22 protein-coding genes, 3 pseudogenes and 1 riboswitch are annotated in these 20,760 nt (G+C 64.7%); of the genes and pseudogenes, 18 read left to right on the forward strand and 7 right to left on the reverse strand.

What is annotated here, in order from left to right; genetic code table 11:
* Positions 1-51: 51 nt before the first annotated feature.
* Together istB and Q1W68_RS00540 are read right to left on the reverse strand one after the other, a co-directional pair.
* Positions 52-843, reverse strand: coding sequence for an IS21-like element helper ATPase IstB (gene istB / locus Q1W68_RS00535; protein WP_300651026.1), 792 nt, complete (start codon positions 841-843; stop codon positions 52-54).
* Positions 833-1,054: pseudogene (locus Q1W68_RS00540) on the reverse strand (IS21 family transposase); the annotation flags it as partial. The gene istB and the pseudogene Q1W68_RS00540, both read right to left, overlap by 11 nt.
* A 77-nt stretch (positions 1,055-1,131) precedes the next feature.
* On the opposite strand from Q1W68_RS00540, the gene Q1W68_RS00545 reads away from it, so the two are divergent.
* From Q1W68_RS00545 to bluB, 18 genes and pseudogenes are all read left to right on the forward strand, one after another.
* Complete coding sequence (locus Q1W68_RS00545; protein ID WP_300651075.1) at positions 1,132-2,130, forward strand: penicillin-binding transpeptidase domain-containing protein; 999 nt, start codon at positions 1,132-1,134, stop codon at positions 2,128-2,130.
* Between the two features lie 265 nt (positions 2,131-2,395).
* Positions 2,396-2,644, forward strand: a riboswitch (cobalamin riboswitch).
* Between the two features lie 531 nt (positions 2,645-3,175).
* Entirely contained in the window at positions 3,176-4,510 is a 1,335-nt protein-coding gene (locus Q1W68_RS00550; protein ID WP_300651028.1) for a cobyrinate a,c-diamide synthase, read from the forward strand.
* Between the two features lie 286 nt (positions 4,511-4,796).
* The gene (gene cobM / locus Q1W68_RS00555; RefSeq protein ID WP_300651031.1) at positions 4,797-5,609 is read left to right on the forward strand and encodes a precorrin-4 C(11)-methyltransferase; all 813 of its coding nucleotides are present in this window, start codon (positions 4,797-4,799) and stop codon (positions 5,607-5,609) included.
* A pseudogene (locus Q1W68_RS00560) lies at positions 5,606-6,575 on the forward strand (sirohydrochlorin chelatase). Before cobM ends, Q1W68_RS00560 begins: the two are co-directional and overlap by 4 nt.
* The gene (locus Q1W68_RS00565; protein ID WP_300651072.1) at positions 6,562-7,245 is read left to right on the forward strand and encodes a precorrin-8X methylmutase; all 684 of its coding nucleotides are present in this window, start codon (positions 6,562-6,564) and stop codon (positions 7,243-7,245) included. Before Q1W68_RS00560 ends, Q1W68_RS00565 begins: the two are co-directional and overlap by 14 nt.
* A complete protein-coding gene (locus Q1W68_RS00570; RefSeq protein WP_300651034.1) occupies positions 7,242-8,354 on the forward strand; it encodes a cobalt-precorrin-5B (C(1))-methyltransferase in 1,113 nt (370 codons plus the stop codon). Before Q1W68_RS00565 ends, Q1W68_RS00570 begins: the two co-directional genes overlap by 4 nt.
* Position 8,355: 1 nt before the next feature.
* Positions 8,356-9,657, forward strand: coding sequence for a precorrin-6y C5,15-methyltransferase (decarboxylating) subunit CbiE (gene cbiE, locus Q1W68_RS00575; RefSeq protein ID WP_300651037.1), 1,302 nt, complete (start codon positions 8,356-8,358; stop codon positions 9,655-9,657).
* Positions 9,654-10,448, forward strand: coding sequence for a precorrin-2 C(20)-methyltransferase (gene cobI / locus Q1W68_RS00580; RefSeq protein ID WP_300651038.1), 795 nt, complete (start codon positions 9,654-9,656; stop codon positions 10,446-10,448). The genes cbiE and cobI overlap by 4 nt, the downstream gene beginning before the upstream one ends.
* Positions 10,445-11,197, forward strand: coding sequence for a cobalamin biosynthesis central domain-containing protein (locus Q1W68_RS00585; RefSeq protein ID WP_300651041.1), 753 nt, complete (start codon positions 10,445-10,447; stop codon positions 11,195-11,197). Before cobI ends, Q1W68_RS00585 begins: the two co-directional genes overlap by 4 nt.
* Positions 11,194-11,646 (forward strand): cobalamin biosynthesis protein, encoded by a 453-nt coding sequence (locus Q1W68_RS00590; RefSeq protein ID WP_300651043.1) that lies wholly within the window; start codon positions 11,194-11,196, stop codon positions 11,644-11,646. The genes Q1W68_RS00585 and Q1W68_RS00590 overlap by 4 nt, the downstream gene beginning before the upstream one ends.
* Positions 11,643-11,834, forward strand: a complete 192-nt coding sequence (locus Q1W68_RS00595) for a CbtB domain-containing protein (protein ID WP_300651045.1) — start codon at positions 11,643-11,645, stop codon at positions 11,832-11,834. Before Q1W68_RS00590 ends, Q1W68_RS00595 begins: the two co-directional genes overlap by 4 nt.
* Positions 11,835-11,989: 155 nt before the next feature.
* Complete coding sequence (locus Q1W68_RS00600; RefSeq protein WP_300651048.1) at positions 11,990-12,802, forward strand: CbtA family protein; 813 nt, start codon at positions 11,990-11,992, stop codon at positions 12,800-12,802.
* Positions 12,799-13,788: a precorrin-3B C(17)-methyltransferase gene (cobJ, locus tag Q1W68_RS00605; RefSeq protein WP_300651050.1), complete on the forward strand. Its 990-nt coding sequence runs from the start codon at positions 12,799-12,801 to the stop codon at positions 13,786-13,788. The genes Q1W68_RS00600 and cobJ overlap by 4 nt, the downstream gene beginning before the upstream one ends.
* 77 nt (positions 13,789-13,865) lie before the next feature.
* Positions 13,866-14,501 carry a 7-carboxy-7-deazaguanine synthase gene (gene queE, locus Q1W68_RS00610; RefSeq protein WP_300651052.1) on the forward strand — a complete coding sequence of 212 codons (636 nt, stop codon included), beginning with the start codon at positions 13,866-13,868 and terminating at the stop codon, positions 14,499-14,501.
* Positions 14,498-14,884 (forward strand): 6-carboxytetrahydropterin synthase, encoded by a 387-nt coding sequence (locus Q1W68_RS00615; protein WP_300651055.1) that lies wholly within the window; start codon positions 14,498-14,500, stop codon positions 14,882-14,884. Before queE ends, Q1W68_RS00615 begins: the two co-directional genes overlap by 4 nt.
* A 1-nt stretch (position 14,885) precedes the next feature.
* Entirely contained in the window at positions 14,886-15,236 is a 351-nt protein-coding gene (locus Q1W68_RS00620; protein WP_300651058.1) for an NAD(P)H-dependent oxidoreductase subunit E, read from the forward strand.
* Positions 15,226-15,975 (forward strand): uroporphyrinogen-III C-methyltransferase, encoded by a 750-nt coding sequence (gene cobA, locus Q1W68_RS00625; RefSeq protein ID WP_300651059.1) that lies wholly within the window; start codon positions 15,226-15,228, stop codon positions 15,973-15,975. The genes Q1W68_RS00620 and cobA overlap by 11 nt, the downstream gene beginning before the upstream one ends.
* Positions 15,976-16,270: 295 nt before the next feature.
* Positions 16,271-16,954 carry a 5,6-dimethylbenzimidazole synthase gene (bluB, locus tag Q1W68_RS00630; RefSeq protein WP_300651061.1) on the forward strand — a complete coding sequence of 228 codons (684 nt, stop codon included), beginning with the start codon at positions 16,271-16,273 and terminating at the stop codon, positions 16,952-16,954.
* A gap of 114 nt (positions 16,955-17,068) precedes the next feature.
* Here bluB and Q1W68_RS00635 read toward each other — a convergent pair.
* The 5 genes and pseudogenes from Q1W68_RS00635 to Q1W68_RS00655 all read right to left on the reverse strand — a co-directional run.
* Positions 17,069-17,263, reverse strand: a pseudogene (locus Q1W68_RS00635) (RNA polymerase subunit sigma-70); the annotation flags it as partial.
* 277 nt (positions 17,264-17,540) lie between these two features.
* Entirely contained in the window at positions 17,541-18,872 is a 1,332-nt protein-coding gene (locus Q1W68_RS00640) for an ATP-binding protein (protein WP_300651063.1), read from the reverse strand.
* Complete coding sequence (locus Q1W68_RS00645; protein ID WP_300715425.1) at positions 18,869-19,540, reverse strand: response regulator transcription factor; 672 nt, start codon at positions 19,538-19,540, stop codon at positions 18,869-18,871. Before Q1W68_RS00645 ends, Q1W68_RS00640 begins: the two co-directional genes overlap by 4 nt.
* Positions 19,541-19,566: 26 nt before the next feature.
* On the reverse strand, positions 19,567-19,803 hold the full coding sequence (locus Q1W68_RS00650; RefSeq protein WP_300651067.1) for a PepSY domain-containing protein: 237 nt from the start codon (positions 19,801-19,803) through the stop codon (positions 19,567-19,569).
* On the reverse strand, positions 19,800-20,402 hold the full coding sequence (locus Q1W68_RS00655; RefSeq protein ID WP_300651069.1) for a glycine zipper 2TM domain-containing protein: 603 nt from the start codon (positions 20,400-20,402) through the stop codon (positions 19,800-19,802). The genes Q1W68_RS00650 and Q1W68_RS00655 overlap by 4 nt, the downstream gene beginning before the upstream one ends.
* Between the last annotated feature and the right edge of the window lie 358 nt (positions 20,403-20,760).

Genomic DNA, 20,760 nt, shown 5'->3' on the forward strand with positions numbered 1-20,760 from the left:
CCCGAGATTTCCATCGAATGCTGACCCACCCGCTTGTGTGAGCAAAGCAGCTCACGTTGTGGATAAGTGCTTCGTTTTCTCCTTTTCGGACTTGGGGCCTGCTGAACTATTTTTGAACCGATAGCTGTCGTTTCCGGTCTCCAGAATATGGCATCGGTGCGTCAGTCGATCCAAAAGCGCCGTCGTCATCTTCGCATCACCGAAGACACTGGACCATTCACCGAAGCTCAGGTTCGTGGTGATCACGACGCTCGTCCTCTCATAGAGCTTGGACAGCAAGTGAAACAGCAGCGCCCCTCCTGACTCGCTGAAGGGAAGGTAGCCCAGCTCATCCAGAATGACCAAGTCGACATGCATCAGTCGATTTGCCAGCTGCCCCGCGTTCCCACTCGACTTCTCGACCTCCAACGCATTGACCAGTTCAATGGTCGAGAGGAAGCGAACGCGGCGATGTTGGTTCTCGATGGCCTGGACGCCGATAGCTGTAGCCAGATGGGTCTTCCCAGTGCCAGGCCCTCCAACCAGGACAGCGTTGTATGCCTTGTCAAGGAAGTCACCTCTGTGCAGTTGCCGGACCATGGCCTCATTTACCTCGCTCTGTGCAAAGTCAAACCCGGCAAGATCTCGGTAGGCAGGGAATCGAGCGAGCTTCATCTGATAAGCCATCGAACGCACTTCCCGCTCAGCCGTTTCCGCCTTTAGCAGTTTTGCAAGAATGGGTTGTGCCGCTTCGAATGCAGGCGCCCCTTGCTCACCCAGCTCTGCAACTGCGTGGGCCATGCCATGCATCTTGAGGCTTTTAAGAAGTGCGACGATGGAGGTCGTTGCCAAATCATGTGCCATGGCGGACCTCCTCATTGACTCGTGCGGTGCGCAAAGTGTCATATCGCAGGACGTTTGCCTGCGGCTCCGTCGATAGCTTCAATGCCTGGGGCGCCTTGACTTCCGCCACAGCCGTCTTTCCGTCTATGAGTCGATGCAAAACATTCAATATGTGGGTTTTGGTGGCCACACTGGCTTCCAGAGCAGTCTCGACTGCTGCCAGAACTGCTTGCCGACCGCGAAGGCCAGGCCTTCCTGCGCCGCTTCTGGCGCAAGACCGACAACCGCACCCCGGCCGAACTGCGCGACATGCTGCTCGACGGGCTGCGCCCTGGCGCCGACCGGCTGACCGCAGTGTTCCGTTACTTGGAGCCCGCCGCATCGCCCGACGCCCTGGGTGTTTATCTATCGGCGCAGCTGGGCGACCAGGCCCACACTGCGCCCCGTGTGGCCGTGCTGTACAAGCGTTTCGCGCCCGACACCATGGACCTACCGGATCGCGGTTATGTGGCCCGGGTGCACCCGCTGGAACTCTGGCTGGTGGCCTTCCGCCTGCAACACCCCGACGCTACCCTAAGCGAGGCGATCGCCGCCAGTGCCGCCGAGCGCCAAGCGGTCTACCGCTGGCTGTTTCGCACGCGTGCCAAGGACGCCCAGGACGCACGCATTTACACCATGATGGAGGTGGAGGCTTTCCTAGATATCCACCGGCGGTGGGCTCGCCTTGGCTACCCCTTCGGCCATCTGGTGCCTTCGCTGGCCACGGCCCTGGGCAGCTCCGGGGACCGACCCGCCGCGCTGGCCGAGTTGATGGGCATCGTCGTCAACGGTGGTATCCGCCGTCCCACGCACCGCATTTCAGACTTGCATTTTGCGCAGGGCACGCCGTGGGAGACCGCACTGCGGCCCACACCAGTGGTGGGTGAGCGGGTCATGGCGCCCGAGGTGGCTCTGGCGTTGAAAAGAGCTTTGTCGGAAGTGGTGGAGGCGGGCACGGCCCGGCTGCTCGCCGGCAGCTTCCAGTCTGCCTCGGGAGCAGACCTGTCGCCCGGTGGCAAGACCGGCACCGGCGACAACCGCGTGGTGGTGAAAGGGCGCGGCGGCCTGGCCCTGAACCGCACGGCCACCTTCGTTTTTTACCTGGGACCAAGGCACTTCGGCAGCGTGACCGCCTACGTGGTGGGACCGAACGCGGCTGACCACCGCTTCACCTCCGGCCTGCCGGTGCAGATCTTGCGCTCCATGGCGCCTGTGTTGATGCACCACCTCGATGCAGGGTCCGGGAGCGGTTGTCCACGCGAGCCTTGATGCGCCAAGGCACCCTCAAGTCAGCAATCCGTCCCAGCCCGCATGCGCTCCACCGAGCCGTGTAACGCAGCGCAAGTGAATTCCTTCTTGCCAAAACACAAGGGCACGTCAAGAAATCCCGTCTTGAGCGCCGAATTGATCAAGGGCAGTGGACTGCCAGTGGCGGTACCGACAAAGTGCAGTTGCCGCCGAGCAAACGCCGAAACTGGCCCCCGAGCGATTCACGTTGTGGCGGTAGATTGGCCCGCAGGTATTTCGGCAGCCTGCTAGACTCTGTTTCGTTGGTGCTCGCGGCGTGGTTCACATGCCGCAGTTCAACGGGAAGCAGGAGGGCGAGTCCACAAGGACGAACCTAACCTGCGCTGCCCCCGCAACGGTAAGCAGACGAGAAGCCTGAATTGTTCAGGCGACTCAGCTTTCATCACGCAGCCACTGGACGACAACCGAGTCGTCTGGGAAGGCGATGGAGGTCGTTCTGTCAGCCCGGATACCGGCCAACAGGGTGGTGGTGCGTCTGGCAACAGGTGTGCTGCCGTGACGCTCAAGCACCGTCGGGGAAGGCGGTGAGAGCCCGTGATCCGGTCTGCTTCCTTCGCATGAAATTTCGCAACCTGCGCGTTCCCCGATGGGACGCCACTGGCTTGATGGCTTGTCTTTCGCACGCCCGGCCTCCGCAATTTTTCTCACTGGCGGGTACTGCGGCGACCGCCACGATGGCGAACCCCTGGTCGAATGCCCTGTCCAGTGGCGTTGTGGCATCCGTATCCAATGCCGCTGACGTTGCGGGGCGTTCGATGGGACAAGTGCTCCGGGGCGCCTTCATGCGTCTTGAGACCGTTGCCTTAGACAACTCAGTTAACGAGCATCCACCGCCGTGTCTTTGGAGTCGGCGGTTATACGTCCGGCGCGCCGTAGAAGGAGATACGCCGAGGGGCCTGTGCCTGAACAGTGTGGGTGGAAAGCTCGACGAAACCACTACCGGCCATAACCTGCCGGGACGAGTGGCTTGCGTGACGCTCAACGCAGAGTCTCAACAGTGATCACCATGTGCCCCGCCATTCTCGTGGCTGCCCCGGCGTCCGGTCAGGGCAAGACCACGGTCACCACCGCGTTGGCGCGTCTTCACGCGCGCGCTGGGCGAAAGGTACGGGCGTTCAAATGCGGACCTGACTTCTTGGATCCGATGTGGCTCGCGCTGGCAACGGGCCACCCGGTGCACAACTTGGATCTGTGGATGACAGGTGAGCTCGACATCCGCGCGCGCCTACACGTCGCTGCGCAAGAGGCCGACTTGATCATCGTTGAGGGGGGCATGGGCCTGTTTGATGGCGAACCGAGTGCGGCGGATCTGGCGCGGCGCTTCGGCCTGCATGTGCTGGCTGTGATCGATGCATCGGCCATGGCGGGCACCTTCGGAGCGCTGGCCTTTGGTCTGCAGCACTTCCGCCCGGGCCTGCCTTGGGCCGGAGTTCTGGCTAACCGCGTGGCCAGCGGACGGCACGCACAGATGTTGCAAGATGCTCTGCCTTCGCAAGACGGAGAGGCGGCTTCGCGTTGGTTGGGTGCGGTGATGCGCAACCCTGCGTTCGCCTTGCCCGAACGCCACCTGGGGCTGACAGTGGCGAGCGAGTTGCTCGATGCAATGGCCCGGCTCGATGCCGCTGCCGACGCCTTGCTTAGCACGCCGCTGGGCAAGCTGGACTCGGCCGATCTTGCGCGTTGGTCGGTCAGCTTTGACGCCCCTACCGAGCGCCCTTCGATAGCGCCCCTGTTGGCCGGAAAGACGGTGGCGGTGGCGCGTGATGCTGCGTTCTGCTTCATCTACGCTGCCAACCTGGACACCTTGCGCGCGTTGGGTGCGCAGGTGGTGTTTTTCTCGCCACTGGCCAACGATCCCGTGCCCACATGCGATGCAATCTGGTTGCCCGGTGGCTACCCCGAGCTGCACGCAGAAACTTTGTCGATCAGCGACACAACCCGCGACAGTCTGGTGGTCCATGTCAACACGGGACGCCCGGTCTGGGCCGAGTGCGGCGGAATGATGGTGCTGTTCGACGCAATAGTGGACTTGGAGGGGCGCAGCCATGTGTCGTGGGGTCTGTTCCCGGGTGTGGTGCGAATGCAGCCACGACTTGCCGCGCTGGGACCACAGAAGCTGGAACTGGCGACAGGCGAACTGCGAGGACACACCTTCCACTATTCAGTCTGCGAAACAGCTCTGGAGCCGGTGCTACATACGGCCTCCGCGCGTGGTGGTGCAAAGTGCGCTGGCGAGGCGGTGTACCAACGAGGTGCCTTGCGAGCCAGTTATTTCCACGCCTGGATGGCGTCCAGTCCAACGGCCGCAGCGGCGCTTTTTCTGCCGGAGGTGTTGGCATGAACCAGGACCAGTTGAGCACCCGCTGTCTGCCGCAAGAGGCCATAGAGTATCCGTGCGCATTGGGCATCAAAGTGGGGGCCCCGGAGCTTAGGTCGCCTGTCCGCGTGCGGAGCACGTTCCGAGAGCTCGGTCACATACCTGTGATGCACGACGCGCAGAACATAAGGAGGTTCTTCGTGGACGGGGCTGGCTCACGCACAGGTTGTCAAAGCGTTCGCAAAGTGCGTACGCAGCACGTATTTGTGATCCTGACAGAGTCGTCGAGGATTCAAACAGGAGATGAAGCATGACGTCGGGCACGGTCTGGTTCGTTGGCGCTGGTCCTGGCGATCCGGAGTTGATCACGGTCAAGGGTCGTGGCTTGATTGAGCGAGCCGGCGCGATCTTGTTTGCGGGTTCGCTCGTCAGCGAAGCCGCCCTGCGCTGGGCCTCAGCAGGCTGCGCGATTGCCGACAGCAAGAACATGACCCTGGAGCAGATGTCTGCTTGGCTCATCGAGCATGCCGCCCGCTGCGATACGGTGGTGCGGCTACAGACCGGCGATCCTGGCCTTTACGGCGCGCTGATTGAGCTGGTGCAGCCGCTGGACGCGGCGGACGTCGCCATCCAGGTGGTACCGGGTGTTTCGTCGGCAATGGCCAGCGCGGCAGCAGCAGTGGAGAGCCTGACCCTGCCCGAAGTCACGCAGACCGTGATCTTCACCCGCGTCGAGGGACGAACCCCCATGCCCGAGGGCGAGTCGCTGCGTGAGCTGGCTGCGCACCACAGCACGCTGTGCATCTTCCTGAGCATCACCTTGCTGGGCAAGGTGTCGGCCGAGTTGCTGGCGGCGGGCTGGTCGCCCGACGCGCCGGTGGTGGTGGTGCACAAGGCCAGCTGGCCGGGCGAGGAAAAGATCGTGCGCGGCACGGTCGCCACTATTCAGGCCCTGTGCCGCGACGCCAGAATCGCCAGCCAGTCCATGGTGATCGCCAGCCCCACGCTGGGCGCGCGCCAATGGACCACCCTGGCGAAATCCAAGCTGTACGACGCCAGTTTCACCCACCGTTTCCGGCGCGCCAGCGTGCCCGCTTCAACCCTCACATCGGACGCTCCATGAACACCGAATCCATTCTGCTGGTGGGCCACGGCTCGCGCGAAGCCTCGGGCAACGACGAGATCTTTTCCTTCGCCGAACAGTGGCGCCAGCGCCAGCCGGGCTGGCGCATCGAGGTCTGCTTCATCGAGTTTTCCGAGATCACCATGAGCGAGGGCCTGAAGCGCGCCGCCACCGGCGCCAGCCGCGTGATGGTGGTGCCACTGATCTTGAACGCGGCGGGCCACGTGAAGATGGACATTCCGCAGGCCATCGATGGCGCCCGCCTCCAGTTCCCGTTGGTGCAGTTCCTGTATGCGCCGCACTTGAGTGCCTGCGACCCGATCCTGGCCATCCTGCGCCGCCGCCTCAAGGGCGCGATGCAGGCGCTCGACATGCCCGACCCCAGCACCACCGGCGTGGTGCTGCTGGGGCGCGGTTCGTCGGACCGGCAGGCCAACGGCGACATGGCCAAGATGGCGCGCTGGTTGCTGGAGGAAACCGACCACGATCTGGTGGACCTCGCCTTCACCGGCATCACTCACCCGCGCTTGGAAAAGACGGTTCAGCGCCAGAGCATGCTCGGCATGAAGCAGGTGGTGGTGCTGCCGTACTACCTGTTCAACGGCACGCTGGTGGAGCGCATCACCCGTCAGGTCGAGCACTTGAAGGCTCAGTACCCGACGCTGCGTTTCGCCTCCACCAAATACTTTGGGTTCGAGAAGGAAATTGTCGAGTTGTTGGAGCAGCGCGTAAACGACATGCGGCGCAACGCGCCGGTTGCGCTGATGCCTTGCGACGGCTGCAAATACCGCAGCTTTGCCGAGGAACACGGCATGGGAGGTCACCACCACGACGACGCGTTGCCGCACAGTCACGACCACACGCACGACCATGCTGACGCATGAACACCCCCACGCACCTGTACACGCGCATGAGTACGACCATGCCCATGGCCACAAGCGCCCCCATGACCATGCCAACGCCTGAGACGGCCAACGTCATCACCGAGCAGCTCACTGCAGCGGGTCGCGCCATCGAGCACGACTCGTTTGCCGTGATCGACCGCGAGGTGCTTTCTCACCCCTACATGCCCGAACAGTGGCCCATCGTGCGCCGCATGATCCACGCCAATGCCGATTTCGACTTCAACGGCCTGACCGATTTCCATCCCCAGGCGGTGGAGCGGGGGGTGACCTCGATCTTGTCTCGCGCAACCCGTGTGGTGGCGGATGTGGAGATGATCTGTGTCGGCCTGTCGGCGCCGCGCCTGGGGCACTTCGGCATGAGCACGCACCAGTTCATCTCCGACCCGGACGTGATCGAGCAGGCCAAGGCCGAAGGCACCACCCGCGCGGTGCAAGCCATGCGCAAGGCACACCGACTGGGCCTGATCGACGGTGCCATCGTCGGCATCGGCAACGCGCCCACGGCGCTGATCGAGATCGTGCGCCTGATCCATGAAGAGGGTGCGCGCCCTGCTCTGGTGGTGGGCATGCCGGTGGGTTTCGTGTCGGCGGCAGAGTCCAAGGATCTGATGGCGCTGGAGACCGATGTGCCATGGATCGTGATCCGTGGCCGCAAGGGCGGCTCCACCCTGGTGGTTGCCGCGATCCACGCGCTGCTGGGCCTGGCCGAAGCCAGGGAACTGGCCGCATGATGAAAAAAGACGCGCCCCGCGGCACGCGCACCGGTTTCACGACCGGTGCGTGTTCCGCTGCGGCGGCGCGCGCGGCCGCCATCGGCCTGATCACGGGAGAGGTGCCCGGCGAGGTCGAGTGCCTGCTGCCCAACGGCGACGTGGTGCGCTTCGCCGTGCAGGACGGCCGGGTGGACGGCAGCGGCACCCAATGCACCGCCCACGCCATGGTGATCAAGGACGCGGGCGACGACCCGGACTGCACCGACAAGGCCCACCTCACCGCCGACCTGCACCTGCTGCCCGGGCAGCCGGGTCAGGTCGTGCTGGCGGGCGGTGTCGGCGTCGGCACGGTCACCATGCCCGGCCTCGGCTTGGCGGTGGGCGGCCCGGCCATCAACCCGGTGCCGCGCCGCAACATCGAGGCCAATGTTCGCCTGGTGGGGCAGGGCCTGCTGGACGAGATGGGCCTGGAGGTGCGTATCTCGGTGCCGCAGGGCGAAGAGATGGCCAAGAAGACGCTGAACGCGCGCCTGGGCATCCTGGGCGGCATCTCCATCCTGGGCACCACCGGCATCGTCAAGCCGTATTCCACCGCCGCCTACCGCGCCAGCGTGGTGCAGGGCGTGCAGGTGGCGGGCACGCTGGGCCACGGCGTGGTGGTGCTGACCACCGGCGGGCGCACCGAAAAATTTGTGATGGAAGAAATGCCCGAACTGCCCGAGCCGGCGTTCGTGCAGATGGGCGATTTCTTGCGTTACGCCATGGGCGCGGCGGTGAAGGCCGGGCTAAAGAAGGTAATCATAGGTGGCATGGTCGGCAAGCTGACCAAGATCGCCCAGGGTGAAACCATCACCCACGCGGGCCGCGCCGAGGTGGACACCGGCCTGCTGGCCGATCTGGCCGCTCGCGTGGGAGCGCCTCCCGAGGTGTGCGAGGCCATTCGCGGTAACGAGACGGCGCGCTACGCTGGCGAGCGCATGGACGCGCTGGGCCTTGGCAGCGCGTTCCACACCGCGCTGGCGCAGAAGGTCATCCAGACCCTGCGCACGCGCTACCCCGATCAATTTGAATTGCAGGTGCTGGTCTGCGACTTTGACGGTCGCAAGATTGCGCAGGCGGAAGGCTGACATGGAAGTGGCTCCCGTGATCGACAAATGCCGCATCGTTGGAGTGCTGGACGATGGCGTTGCCAGCCTCGGTACCACGGCGCTGCAGCACCTGCGGGCGGCCCAACTTGTGATCGGCGGCACGCGCACGCTGCAGCTCCTGGCTGCGCACATCTCGCCCGACGCGGTGCAGCACGACCTGAGCGGCGCGCTGTCGCAGGTGCCCGAGTGGATCCGCGCCGCGCAGGCCGAGGGCCGGCGTGTGGTGGTGCTGGCCACCGGCGATCCGCTGTGCCACGGCATCGCAGCCTACCTCGCGTCACGCCTGTGCATCGAGGCCATCGAGGTGATGCCGAACGTGTCCACGCTACAGCTCGCCTGCGCCCGGCTGGGCCTGCCCTGGCAGGACATGAAGTTCTCCTCCGTGCACAGCAAGGACGCGGGCGACTGGGTGCCGGGCTCACCTCCCAATCACGGGCTGTACGCGCTGCTGCGCGATATCCGCCAGCACGACCGCCTGGCTGTGCTGACCAGCCCGGACAACACCCCCGACCGGATCGCTCGCATGCTGATCGCCGAGGGTCTGGCGGACGAGGTCGAGATGGCCGTGGCCGAACGCTTGTGCCAGCCCGAAGAACGCATCGTCAGCGGCATGTCCCTCAGCGCCGCCGCGCAGATGCCCTTTGCCGACCCCAACGTCGTGCTGCTCTGGCGCACCCGCCTGCGCGCGCCGCAGGTGCTGCTGGGTCTGCCGGACGCGAGCTTCGAGCAGCGCCACCCCGAGAAGGGGCTGATCACCAAGCACGAGGTGCGCGCGGTGTCGCTGGCGCGTCTGCAGTTGCGCGCCGACAGCGTGGTCTGGGACATCGGCGCGGGTTCGGGCGCGGTGGGCCTGGAGGCGGCGCGCCTGTGCCGCAACGGCCATGTGTACGCGATCGAAAAGAACGCGGACGACGCGGCCATAGTGCAGCGCAACCGCCTGGCCATGGGCATCAGCAACCACACCCTGCTGCACGGCAAGGCGCCCGAGGGCCTGCAAGCCTGGGCCGACCCGGACGCGGTGTTCGTGGGTGGCTCGGGCGGAGAGTTGGCCGAGCTGATCGCGCTGATCTTGAAACGACTTCAACCGCAGGGCTGGCTGGTGATGAACTTCGTGACGATTGAAAACCTGGGGGTGGCCGTGGCCACGTTGAAGGAGCAGCGTGCGAGCTGGGACGTGCTGCAGTTACAGGGCTCGCGCAGCAAGCCCATCCTGCACATGCACCGCATGGCGGCGGAGAACCCGGTGTGGATCGTCTGCGCGCAGACCGGAGGTGTGGCATGACGCAAACTGGCACGCTGTTTGGCGTCTCCCTCGGTCCCGGCGACCCGGGCCTGATCACCCGCCGCGCCTGGGCACTGCTGGAGCGGCGCGACGCCATCTGGACCTACCCGGTGCGCAGCCTGCGCAAGGACAGCTACGCGCTGGACATCGCGCTGCGCGCCGGGCTGGCGCTGCCCGGGCAGCACCAGTCGCTGCTGTTCCCGATGACACACGACGCCGAGAAGTTGGCGCGCCACTGGTTGAAGGCGGCGGAGACGGTGCGCGAGATGCTGGCCAGCGGGCAGGACGTGCTGTTCCTGGTCGAGGGTGACGCCTCCACCTACGCCAGCTTCTGTTACCTGGCCCGCGTGCTGCGCGAGCTGGACCCGGGGGCCCGCATCGAGATCGTGCCCGGCGTGACCTCGTTCAACGCTGCCTGCGCGCAGCTGCAGGTGCCGCTCTCGGAGCAGGACGACACCATCGCCATCGTGCCCGCCGCCTACGGCATCGCGGCGGTGGAGAAGATGCTCGACGACTTCGACACCCTGGTGCTGATGAAGGTCAAGCCGCTGCTGGACGATCTGATCACCCTGCTGGAGCGGCGCGGCCTGCTGGCGCACAGCCGCTTCATCGAAAAAGCCGGCTCACCGGTTGAGCGCATCGTCACCGACGTGGCCGAACTCAAGGGCACGAAGGTCAACTACCTGTCGCTGCTGCTGGTTAAGAACCCCGGGCGCGAGCGCGGCGACATGCAACGCGGCTGCCGCAAGAAGACCAGTACCGAAATTGAAGAAGAGGAAACCCAGGAATGACCACCCAAGAAACTGCTGTGCGCGTCGTCCTCGTGGCGATCACCAAACACGGCGCCGAGCAGACTGCCGATCTCGCGCGCCAGATGCCCGGAGCCCACGTGTGCGTTGCGACCAAGTTCGCGCCGCTGATGGCGGGTCTGCCCAACTCGGTGCGCTCATACAGCGGAGCCTTTCGCGACGAGATCGCCACGCTGTTCGCCGACTTCGATCAGGTGGTGTTTTTTGTGTCACTGGGCGCCGTGGTTCGCCTGATCGCGCCGCACCTCAAGAGCAAAGACGAAGACCCCGGCGTGCTGGTGGTGGACGACGCGGCCCAGTTCGTGATCCCGGTGCTGTCCGGTCACGTCGGCGGCGCCAACGCCATGGCCGAAACCGTGGCCACCCTGCTCGGCGCCACGCCGGTGCTGACCACGGCGTCGGACGTGGGCAAGACCATTCCGGTGGACATCCTGGGTCGCGAGTTGGGGTGGAAGGTTGAGGCACCCAAGATCAACATCACGCGTGTGTCGGCCCACGTGGTCAACGGCGAGCCGGTGGCCGTGGTGCAGGAAGCGGGCAGCCCGCACTGGTGGACCCGGCCCACGCCGCTTCCGCCCAGTATCCACCGCTTCGAGCGCCTGGCCGACGTGGACCTGGCGCGTTTCAAGGCCGTGCTGTGGATCACCCACGCGCCAGTGACCGCCGCGCACTGGGCCGAACTGCACGAGCGCCTGGTCGTTTACCGCCCGCCGGTGGAGACGCAGGCGTGAACGTGGCTGTGGGCCTGGGTTGCGACCGCGGCACGCCTCTGGCCACGCTGCAGGACGCGTTGCGGGCGGCGCTCGCGCAGGCCGGGGCGTTGGCCCCAGATGTGGTGGCAGCGGCCAGCATCACGCTCAAGGCTGACGAAGCAGGCCTCCTCGCCCTGGCCGCCAAACAAGGCTGGGCCATGACCTTCTTTACCCCTGCCCAGCTCGCCGGGGTGCCGGTGCCCAACCCGTCGGAGACCGTGCGCCGGTACACCGGCACCCCATCGGTCAGCGAGGCCGCGGCCCTGCTGGCAGGCGCCCGAGTCTTCGGCCACGAACAGGCTTTGCCCATGACCGCCTTGCTGGTCGAAAAATTCAAACACCGTGGCGCCGATGGGCGCAACGCCACGGTTTCCATTGCCCGCTGTGACAGTTTTCTTTTTCTCACCCCTGAACGGAGCACGCCATGACTTCATCCACCACCACCCCCATCCCCGACGACCAGCGCGTGAGCGCCACGCGTAGCCTGCTGCTGCAACTGTGCGCTGGTGCCGTGCTGGGCCTGGTCGTACTGTACGGCGTGGCTTTTGCTGAAAGCCCCATCGCGCACAACGCCGCGCACGATGTGCGCCACGTCACGGTCAAGCCTTGTCATTAAGAGAGTCACCCCCGACGCGCTTCGCGCGACCCCCTCAAGGGGGCAACGCGTGTGGCCCGGCAAAGCCGGCTCCACCGCGTTCCCGGTTGGGGCACTTAGGGCGTTTCGGATCGCGCGGCCGACGGGTTGCCACCTATCTGTGTATGGAGAGTTTCATGATTTTTCGACGATTGATCTGGGCGGCGCTGGCCGTGGCCATGCTGGTGGGGGGCTTGCAATCGGGCCTGCAGCAATGGCAAACCATGCCGATCATCCTGGCGGCTGAAGGGCTCGAAAGCCAGAAGGTGGAGACTGCGTTGGCGGTTGCCGACACGCACGCACACGGGGACGGTGCGGCGCACGATCATGGTGACGACGCAGAAACATGGACGCCCGCCGATGGGGTGGAGCGCCAGATCTGGACTTGGGTGGCCAATGTGCTGCACGCGTTCAGCATGGCGCTGCTCGTGCTGGCCGTGATGGCGGTGTGCCAGTGGCGCGGCAGCGCCTTGCGCGCTTTGCCCTTGGCCGCCTGGGTGGCCGCCGCCGGCTGGTTGAGCTTTCACTTCTGGCCTTCGCTGGGCCTGCACGCCGAGATCCCCGGCATGGACGCAGCCCGACTGGGTTCGCGCCAGGGCTGGTGGGTGCTCGCGGCGGGTGGTGCGGCGCTGGCCTGTGCGGCGGTGGCGCTGGTGCGCAGCCCCCTGCGCTGGGCCGTCGCAGCCGGCTGGCTGGCGTTGCCCTTCGTGGTCGGAGCGCCGCACATCATGGCCGACCCGCTGGCCGGTTTCACGCGTGAGGCCCAGGTGGCGCTGCGCCAGCTGGGCAGCCAGTTCATCTGGACCACCGCTTGGCTGTCGCTGTCGTTCTGGCTGAGCATCGGCGTGTTGGCCGGCCTGGCCTTCCAGCGCTGGCTGCACCCCGCCGTGGCGGCCGTGCTGGAGCGCTCGGATGCGGGCTGTGCCCCAGCCATGAAAGCCCCGCAATGAGCGACGTCAAAGGCAAGATCATGCTGGTGGGCATCGGCCCCGGCAGCCACGATCACATGACCCAGCGCGCGCGAGACGCGATCGCCGAGGCCGATGTGGTGGTGGGCTACGTCACCTACATCAAGCTCGTGGCCGATCTGCTGGAAGGCAAGGAGGTCATCCGCAAGGGCATGACCGAGGAGTTGGACCGCGCAGTCCATGCCCTGGCCAGCGCCCGCGAGGGCAAGAAGGTGGCCCTCATCTCCAGCGGAGACGCCGGGGTGTATGGCATGGCCGGGCCGACCTATGAGGTGCTGTTCCAGGCCGGCTGGACGCCCGAGTCGGGCGTCCAGGTTGAGGTGGTGCCGGGTGCATCGGCCATCAACGCCTGCGCGGCGCTGGTGGGTGCGCCCCTCACGCACGACTTCTGCTCCATCTCGCTGAGCGACCTGCTCACACCCTGGCCCGTAATCGCGCGGCGGCTGGACGCGGTGGCGGCGTCGGACTTCGTGGTGGCGCTCTACAACCCCAAGAGCGGCCGCCGCACCCAGCAGATCGTGCAGGCACAGGCGCTGTTGCTGCGCCATCGCCGGCCCGACACCCCGGTGGCGGTGGTCAAGTCGGCCTACCGGCGGCGCGAGCGCATCGAGTTCACCACGCTGGACAAGATGAGCGAGTGCGACATCGGCATGCTGACCACGGTACTGATCGGCAACAGCCACACCTTCGTGCAGCACGGCCTGATGGTCACGCCGCGCGGCTACGCCAACAAGTACGACCTGGACGACGGTGGCAGCACCCGCACGGGCGAGAAAGCAGGACGCTCGCTTTCCACCGGCTTGCTGGGTTGGATGGAGAACCTGCGTGCCGACCATGCCGATGGCGCGAGCCTGGCCGCACTGGCGCAGCAGCACCGGCTGCCGGTGGACTACGTTGAAGCCGTGCTCAACACACCCGTCGAGGAAGGGGTGGCCCCTTCGGCGGATGCAGAGGATCAGGCCGAATAAGGCGCTCCTGCGCGCGCACTTCGCCCCTGAGCGGACTATGCCAACCACCACCTGATGCCACCCACGAGATCCGTTCCATGAGCTACATGGTCAAAGAAGTTTTTTATACCCTGCAGGGTGAAGGCGGCAACGTCGGCCGTGCGGCAGTGTTCTGCCGGTTCGCCGGTTGCAATCTCTGGTCCGGGCGGGAAGCCGATCGCGCGAGCGCTCAATGCCAGTTCTGGGACACCGATTTTGTCGGCGTGGACGGCACTGGTGGGGGGAAGTTCGATTCGGCCCAGGCACTGGCGGACCAGGTTTCAGTCCAATGGCCAGCATCGGTGGCGGGGCGCAAGCTGGTCGTGCTGACGGGCGGTGAACCGTTGCTGCAGGTCGATTCCGCGTTGATCGACGCATTGCACCGCGGCGGGTTTGAGATTGCGGTGGAGACCAATGGCACGATCGCTGCGCCTGCAGGGGTGGACTGGCTGTGCGTCAGTCCCAAGGTACGCACATTCCTGAAGATACGTGCGGGCCACGAGCTCAAAGTTGTTGTTCCCCAGCCCGGCATCGACCTGGACGCGTTGATCGAACTGAACTTCGAGCGCCATCTGCTGCAGCCCATGGACGGCCCTGCGTTGAAAGAAAACACCCTCTGGGCCATTGATTACTGTCTGCGTGACCCCCGCTGGCGCCTGACCCTGCAAACCCACAAGATGGTCGGAATCCGATGACATACGAAATTTCGCAAAGTTTCTTCTTTGACGCTGCGCACACCCTTCAGCGCGAGATCGAGACCGAAGCCAGCACGCGTATACATGGGCACACCTACCGAGGCGAGGTCGCGGTGATGGGTGTGGTTGACCCCCACACGGGCATGGTGGTCGATTTGGGGCAGCTGCGTTTGCTGGTGACGCAGGTGCGTGCGCAGTTGGACCACCGGCTGCTGGACGAGGTACCCGGCCTGGGCATTCCGACCCTCGAAAACCTCTGCGCTTTCATCGCCCAGTTTGCGGGGTTGACGGAGTTCCGCTTGAGCCGTGTTTCGGTGTGGCGCGACGGTATCGGGGACCGTTGTGATTTGCGCTTCGCGCGCACTCTTCCTTTCCAAGTCTGATATGCACGAACCCATCAAGCCTCACATCGGCGGCTACAAGCGCCACCTGTTGGTCTGCACCGGTCCACGTTGTACGCAGGATGGCGCCTCGCAGGCCCTGTTCGATAGCCTTGGCAACAAGTTCAAGGCCGCTGGTTTGCACGAGGGCGAGTTGCGTGTGAAGCGCAGCCGCGTGAGTTGCTTTGCCGCCTGCAAGGGCGGGCCGGTGATGTGCGTGCAGCCCGACGGCACCTGGTACTACAACGTCACTGAAGCCAACATGGACCGCATCATCGACCAGCACTTGGTCGGCGGACAAGTGGTGCAAGAGCTGGTGTTTCATCAGGGCCCCGGAGGCGTTGATGCCGAATGAGTCGGACATTAGGGGCTTTGTCTCCATCGTCGGCGCCGGTCCCGGACCGGCCGACCTGATGACTCAACGCGCGCTTGATCGCTTGCAAAGGGCCGACGTGGTTGTGTACGACCGTCTGATCTCACCCGAGGTGCTGGCGCTGATTCCGCAAGGAGCGCAGCGCGTGTTCGCGGGCAAGGCCCTGGGAAATCACGCCATTCCACAAGAGGCAATCCACGCCCTGCTGGTGCAGCACGCCAAGGCGGGCCGGCGAGTGGTGCGGCTCAAGGGTGGAGATCCTTATGTGTTCGGACGTGGCGGTGAGGAAGTGCAAGCCATGCAAGCGCAACGTGTACCGTTCGAGGTCGTACCGGGCATTACAGCCGCGAGCGGTTGCTCGGCAGGAGCGGGCATCCCCCTCACTCACCGCGACCTCGCGGCCAGCTGCGTGTTCCTGCCCGGACATCTGGCCGACGACAAAGCCACGCACGATTGGCGGGCGCTGGCGCGCCCCGGACAAACGCGGGTGTTTTACATGGGAATACAACGTCTAGCCCACATCGCGGAACGGCTGATCGCCCACGGCCTGAGCCCCAACACCCCAGCGGCCGTCGTACGCGACGGCACGCGCTCCACACAAACCGTGGTGGCCTGCAGCCTGCGCCGCCTGGTTGAACAGGCCCCGGCCTACGGCCCCCATCCCGGTTTGCTGATCATTGGCGAGACAGTGCAACTGAGCCCAGACTTCCATGCGGAGTGAAACGCCAACGGCCGAGAAGTCCTACGACAAGGCCGAGAGAGGGAGTGCCAAGGTATCACCTACGCCCTTGACGGTAGGCGCGAAATTATATGCATCATCGTTCCTGAGCGAGAAAGGCAATGAAGACTGCACGACATCGCGGTGCCTGATAGCTTCTCGTGCGGCGCTTCAGCGAGCATCGCACGATCGAACTGATCAGCAGCTATCAACGAGGGGCTGACCGAATTGACCAACAATAAGCACGCATCCAACGCGAACATCCTGTCGCCGTGCGGCATCGAATACTGAGCCCGCCATGCCCGACAAACCTGCCCTTGATCGGACCTTCTCCCCGGCCGAGCGAGACGCTGTTTACCGCGCCATTTTTGAACGGCGCGATATGCGTCACTTCGCAGGGGGAACGGTTGCGCCGGAGCTGATGCGCCGGCTGCTCACCGCCGCTCACCATGCGCCCAGCGTGGGTTTCATGCAGCCCTGGCGTTTTTTGCGGGTGGCGTCGCCGTTGCTGCGGTGCAAGTTGCAGGCATTGGTGGAGCAAGAACGCGTGCAGACTGCGAGAGCGTTGGGTGAGCGGGAAGAGGCTTTCATGCGCCTCAAGGTCGAGGGTGTCAATGACGCGGCCGAGGTCTGGGTGGTCGCGCTCGCAGATGGACGTGAGCAGCATGTGTTTGGTCGCAGGACACTTCCACAGATGGACCTCGCCTCGACCGCCTGCGCGATCCAGAACCTCTGGCTGGCCGCCCGGGCCGAGGGGCTTGGAATGGGTTGGGTTTCGCTGTTTGACCCAATCGCTGTGGCGTGCCTGCTTGGAATGCCCGACGGGGCCGAGCCGATCGCTTTGTTGTGCATCGGTCCCGTGCATGATTTTTACGAGGAACCGATGCTTCAACGGCAGCGGTGGGCCTCGCGTTGCGCGTTGGACGATGTGCTGTTTGAAGACACTTGGGCGCAGCCTCTTGGATCGAAGTCACCAAGCTAGCTAGCGCCCTAGATGTGGATGTTGGCGCTGTTTTTGAATGCCGAGCCCTCGCACGAAATCTTAGACGGCCGCTTCGCCTGCCACGGGCTGCAAACAACATAGCTTTGCCGACTACAGCGAGCGCGGACCGCTTGAAGGCGGCAGAGCCCTGAGCTGCAGCGACTTCTCGCTCGCTTCCTGGAAGCTACCCACGCGCTGCAGCGTGAGCTTGCCGTTCTTCGGGTCGAAGGTCACCAGCATGGAGGCGCTGGCCTGGTCGTCGTTGAGAACGGCCACGTATTCGATCTGCGGTGTGGCCGAGAGCTTGGCCTGCAGTTCGTTGATCTGCTCTCAAGGGAGTGGGTGCCCTGAGTACGGATTGACCGTGTTGCCAGCTGCCACTGTTCTGCAAAGCCCATTGAACAGGTTGGGGAGACCAGCGCGTCCGCCTTCGAGAAGATTCCAAGCATTGGGACAGCAGGCTTTCTGACTTAGCCTGTAATGGAATGCGGCCCAGATTTGACGCAGGGCAGTGGTCAGCCTGACCGGCCGACGCTCCGCTATCTATAGCAGCCCGCATTGACCTTTTTCTGAGGAGCAGGCCACTTCAAGGCACCGGCAACACGATGTCAACCCGCCCGCCGCCCAATGAGCCACCTGAAAGCTTCAGCTCCCCATGGTGGCTGGCCACCAGGTCGCTCACCACTGCCAGCCCAACGCCGTGCCCGGGCATTCGCTCGTCCCCCCGCACGTGCAGCTGCAGGATGGACTCGGTGTCGCTGAATCCAGGGCCGTCGTCCTCGATGCGAATGCACAAGGATCCCGGCTCACGCCATATCCGCACCAGGACCTGGGTGCGCGCCCACTTGGCCCCGTTGTCCAGCAGGTTCCCAAGCATCTCGAACAAGTCGCCCTCGTCGATGCGCCAGGTCAGGTCGGCTGGGCACTCGACGCTGAAGTCCAATGCCCTTTCGGCATACACCTTGGCCAGCGCGTCGCGAATGCGCTCCAGGATTGGCGCCACCAGAAGTGGCGGCGCAAAACGCGCGGCGCCCCCGGCGATGGCGCGCCCCAGCTGGTGCTGCACGATGTCATCCATGCGGCTCACCTGCTGGGCTACGGTGGCTGGCAGTTGCGCCGGCTCGGCCATGGCGCTGCGCAGAACAGCAAGCGGAGTCTTCAGGCTGTGAGCGAGAAAGCTCAGCGCGTCGCGATGTCGGGCCTGACGCTTGCGCTCCTGCTCAATCAGGTTGTTCAGGTTGTCCGTGAGGCTGGAGATTTCGGTAGGGTAGCGGCCCTCGATGCGCGATTGCCCGCCATCTTCGATACGCCGGATCTCGCTGGCCACGTGCCGCAGCGGCGCCAGGCCCCACCGCAACAGCCACAGCTGCGCCAGCAACAGCAGCACGGCAGCACCCCCCAGCCAGAGCCAAAGGGTGCGGGTGAAGGCACCGACTTCGCGGTCGAAGGCCGCGCGGTCCTCCAGCACCGTGAGCACCAGCGGTGCCTCACGCTCGGAGGCCTTCCAGGTGACGGCATAGCTGACCGACAGGAAGGACTTGCCGGCCCCATCCACCGTCTCGTTGCGCCATTGACCGGGTTGCTGGCTGCGCCGGAACGGTGGCTGCAGGCCCAGGGTCGAGGCCGACTGCCACTGATCCCTGCGCAGCACGTTATATATGCCCGCGTACAGGCCGGAACCCGGAAGCGACAGGCGCGGCTCCGCAAACTCTGGCGGCATCACCAGCGCTCCGCCAGCATCGAGTTCGGCAGCGGCCAGCAGCAGGTAGATGGTGCTCTGCAGCCGGCCGAAATAGGCCGCCTGCACGCTTTCGGTATTCGCACGCTGCACCGCCAGCCCCGCGCCGGCCATAAATGCCAGCAGTACCACCGCAGCACCCAGAAGCAGGCGGGTACGAATGGAGTAGCCGGCCTTCATTCGAGGGTGAACCGGTAGCCCCGCCCCCGCACGGTCTCGATCGGGCCGACGCTGCCGTCGGGGTCGAGCTTGCGCCGCAGGCGGCCCACCAGCACCTCCAGAACGTTGCTGTCGCGGTCTTCCCCGTGCGGGTACAGGTAGTCCGACAGCGCCTGCCTGGTGACGATGGCCGGGCGCTGGCGCACCAGGTGCTCGAGCAGGCGGTACTCGAACGCTGTGAGCTCCAGCACCGCGCCGCTGAGCCGCACCGCCTGCGCCGACGGGTCGATGCTGAGGGGGCCAAGCGTCAGCATGTCAGTGGGGGCCCCCAGCGAGCGCCGCAGCAAGGCCTTGAGCCGCGCCGCCAGCTCCGGGTATTCGAAAGGCTTGACCAGGTAGTCGTCGGCCCCGGCTTCCAGGCCCACCACTTTGTCTTGCCAGCTGCCGCGCGCGGTGAGGATCAGAATGGGCAGGGCGCTTCCGGCCTGCCTCAGACGCTGCACGATGGTCAGCCCATTCAGCTTGGGCAACCCCAGGTCAACGATGACAAGATCGACCGGGTACTCGCGCGCCAGAAACAGACCCTCTTCGCCGTCCTTGGCCTGGTCGACCCGGTAGTCATCGGCCTCCAGCTGGCGGGCCAAGGTGAGCCGTAGCGCGGCATCGTCCTCGATCAGTAACAAGCGCATTGGTCTGAAGCTGCAGCAGGTTGGCCTTAGCGGGTCTGGCCAGTGACGACGTCAATCTGGATCACGCGGACCTCACCAGCCGGCGTAACCACCTTGATGCGCCATACCGGCTGGCCCGAAGACTCGAGCTTCTCAACGGACAGCACGCGGCCGCCACTGGCCCGCTGGGCCACTGCAGCCGCGTCGTCGCGGCTCAGATCGGCCCAGGCCAGGTTGGATGCCAGCAGCAGGGTGGCGCAGAGTAGTTTGGCAAATGTGTTCATCGGTTGTAAGTATCAAGGTATTCGCGTCCGCCACGTTCATCACGCCTGCCCTGGTATTGGCGTCCACCCTGGTACTCGCTCTCAATCGGAGTGAATGAAACGCGAATCGGCAAGGTGCGGCCTGGGTTCTCGCGGGTCACCGTGCTGTAGACCTGGCCGCGGTACTCGTATTCGACTTGGTAACCCGTGAGGCGGGACTGCACGTCGTTGACAGTGCGGCAGTTCTGCACCTGGCGCTGCTGCGGCTGGGATGCCTGCTGGTAGCCACCACCCCAGTTGTTCTGGTTGGCAAAGTGCTCGGCTGCCAGCGCGCCGACCACGGCACCGAGCGCGGTGGCGGCGTCTCGGCCGCGGCCCTTGCCAACCTGGTTGCCGAGCAAGGCGCCGGCCACACCGCCAACCGCCAGCCCCCCGTAATTGCGCGAAGCCGCCACGGGTTGCTGCTCGGTCACCCACTGGCTGGTGCACTCGTTGCGCGGCACGGAGATGTTCTCGTACCGCGGTTCTACGTTGCGCACGCGGGCAGTGTCGTTGAAGGTCTGGGCTTGGACGCCCGCCGCCAGCAACGTGGTCAGACAAAGAATGGAAGTACGTTTCATGGAAAGCTCCTTGGTTGATGTGAGACGGAGCTTAGGAAGAAGTGGGTGAACCGAAGCTGAACGAAATTGATAAATATTTCCTCGCGACCCAGAGTCGCTGGTACCCCCGCAAAGCTTCTCTACAGTCCGAATGAGAATGCAGCATCACGTTGGATAATCTGCCATTACCCAATGTTAGTTTATCCAGAAATCTCGACTTCTTGACCTCCTATATAGTATGTAATATCATGGTACATACTACGGTACGAAATAAAGAGGTGAGCCATGGCCCGAGCCGGAATCTACAAATCCGAAGTGCTGCGTGCACGCGATAAATTGCTGGCCACGGGGCGCCATCCGTCCATCGATGCGGTGCGCG

The sequence above is a fragment of the Hydrogenophaga sp. genome, assembly GCF_030158645.1.
Taxonomy (GTDB): Bacteria; Pseudomonadota; Gammaproteobacteria; order Burkholderiales; family Burkholderiaceae_C; genus Hydrogenophaga.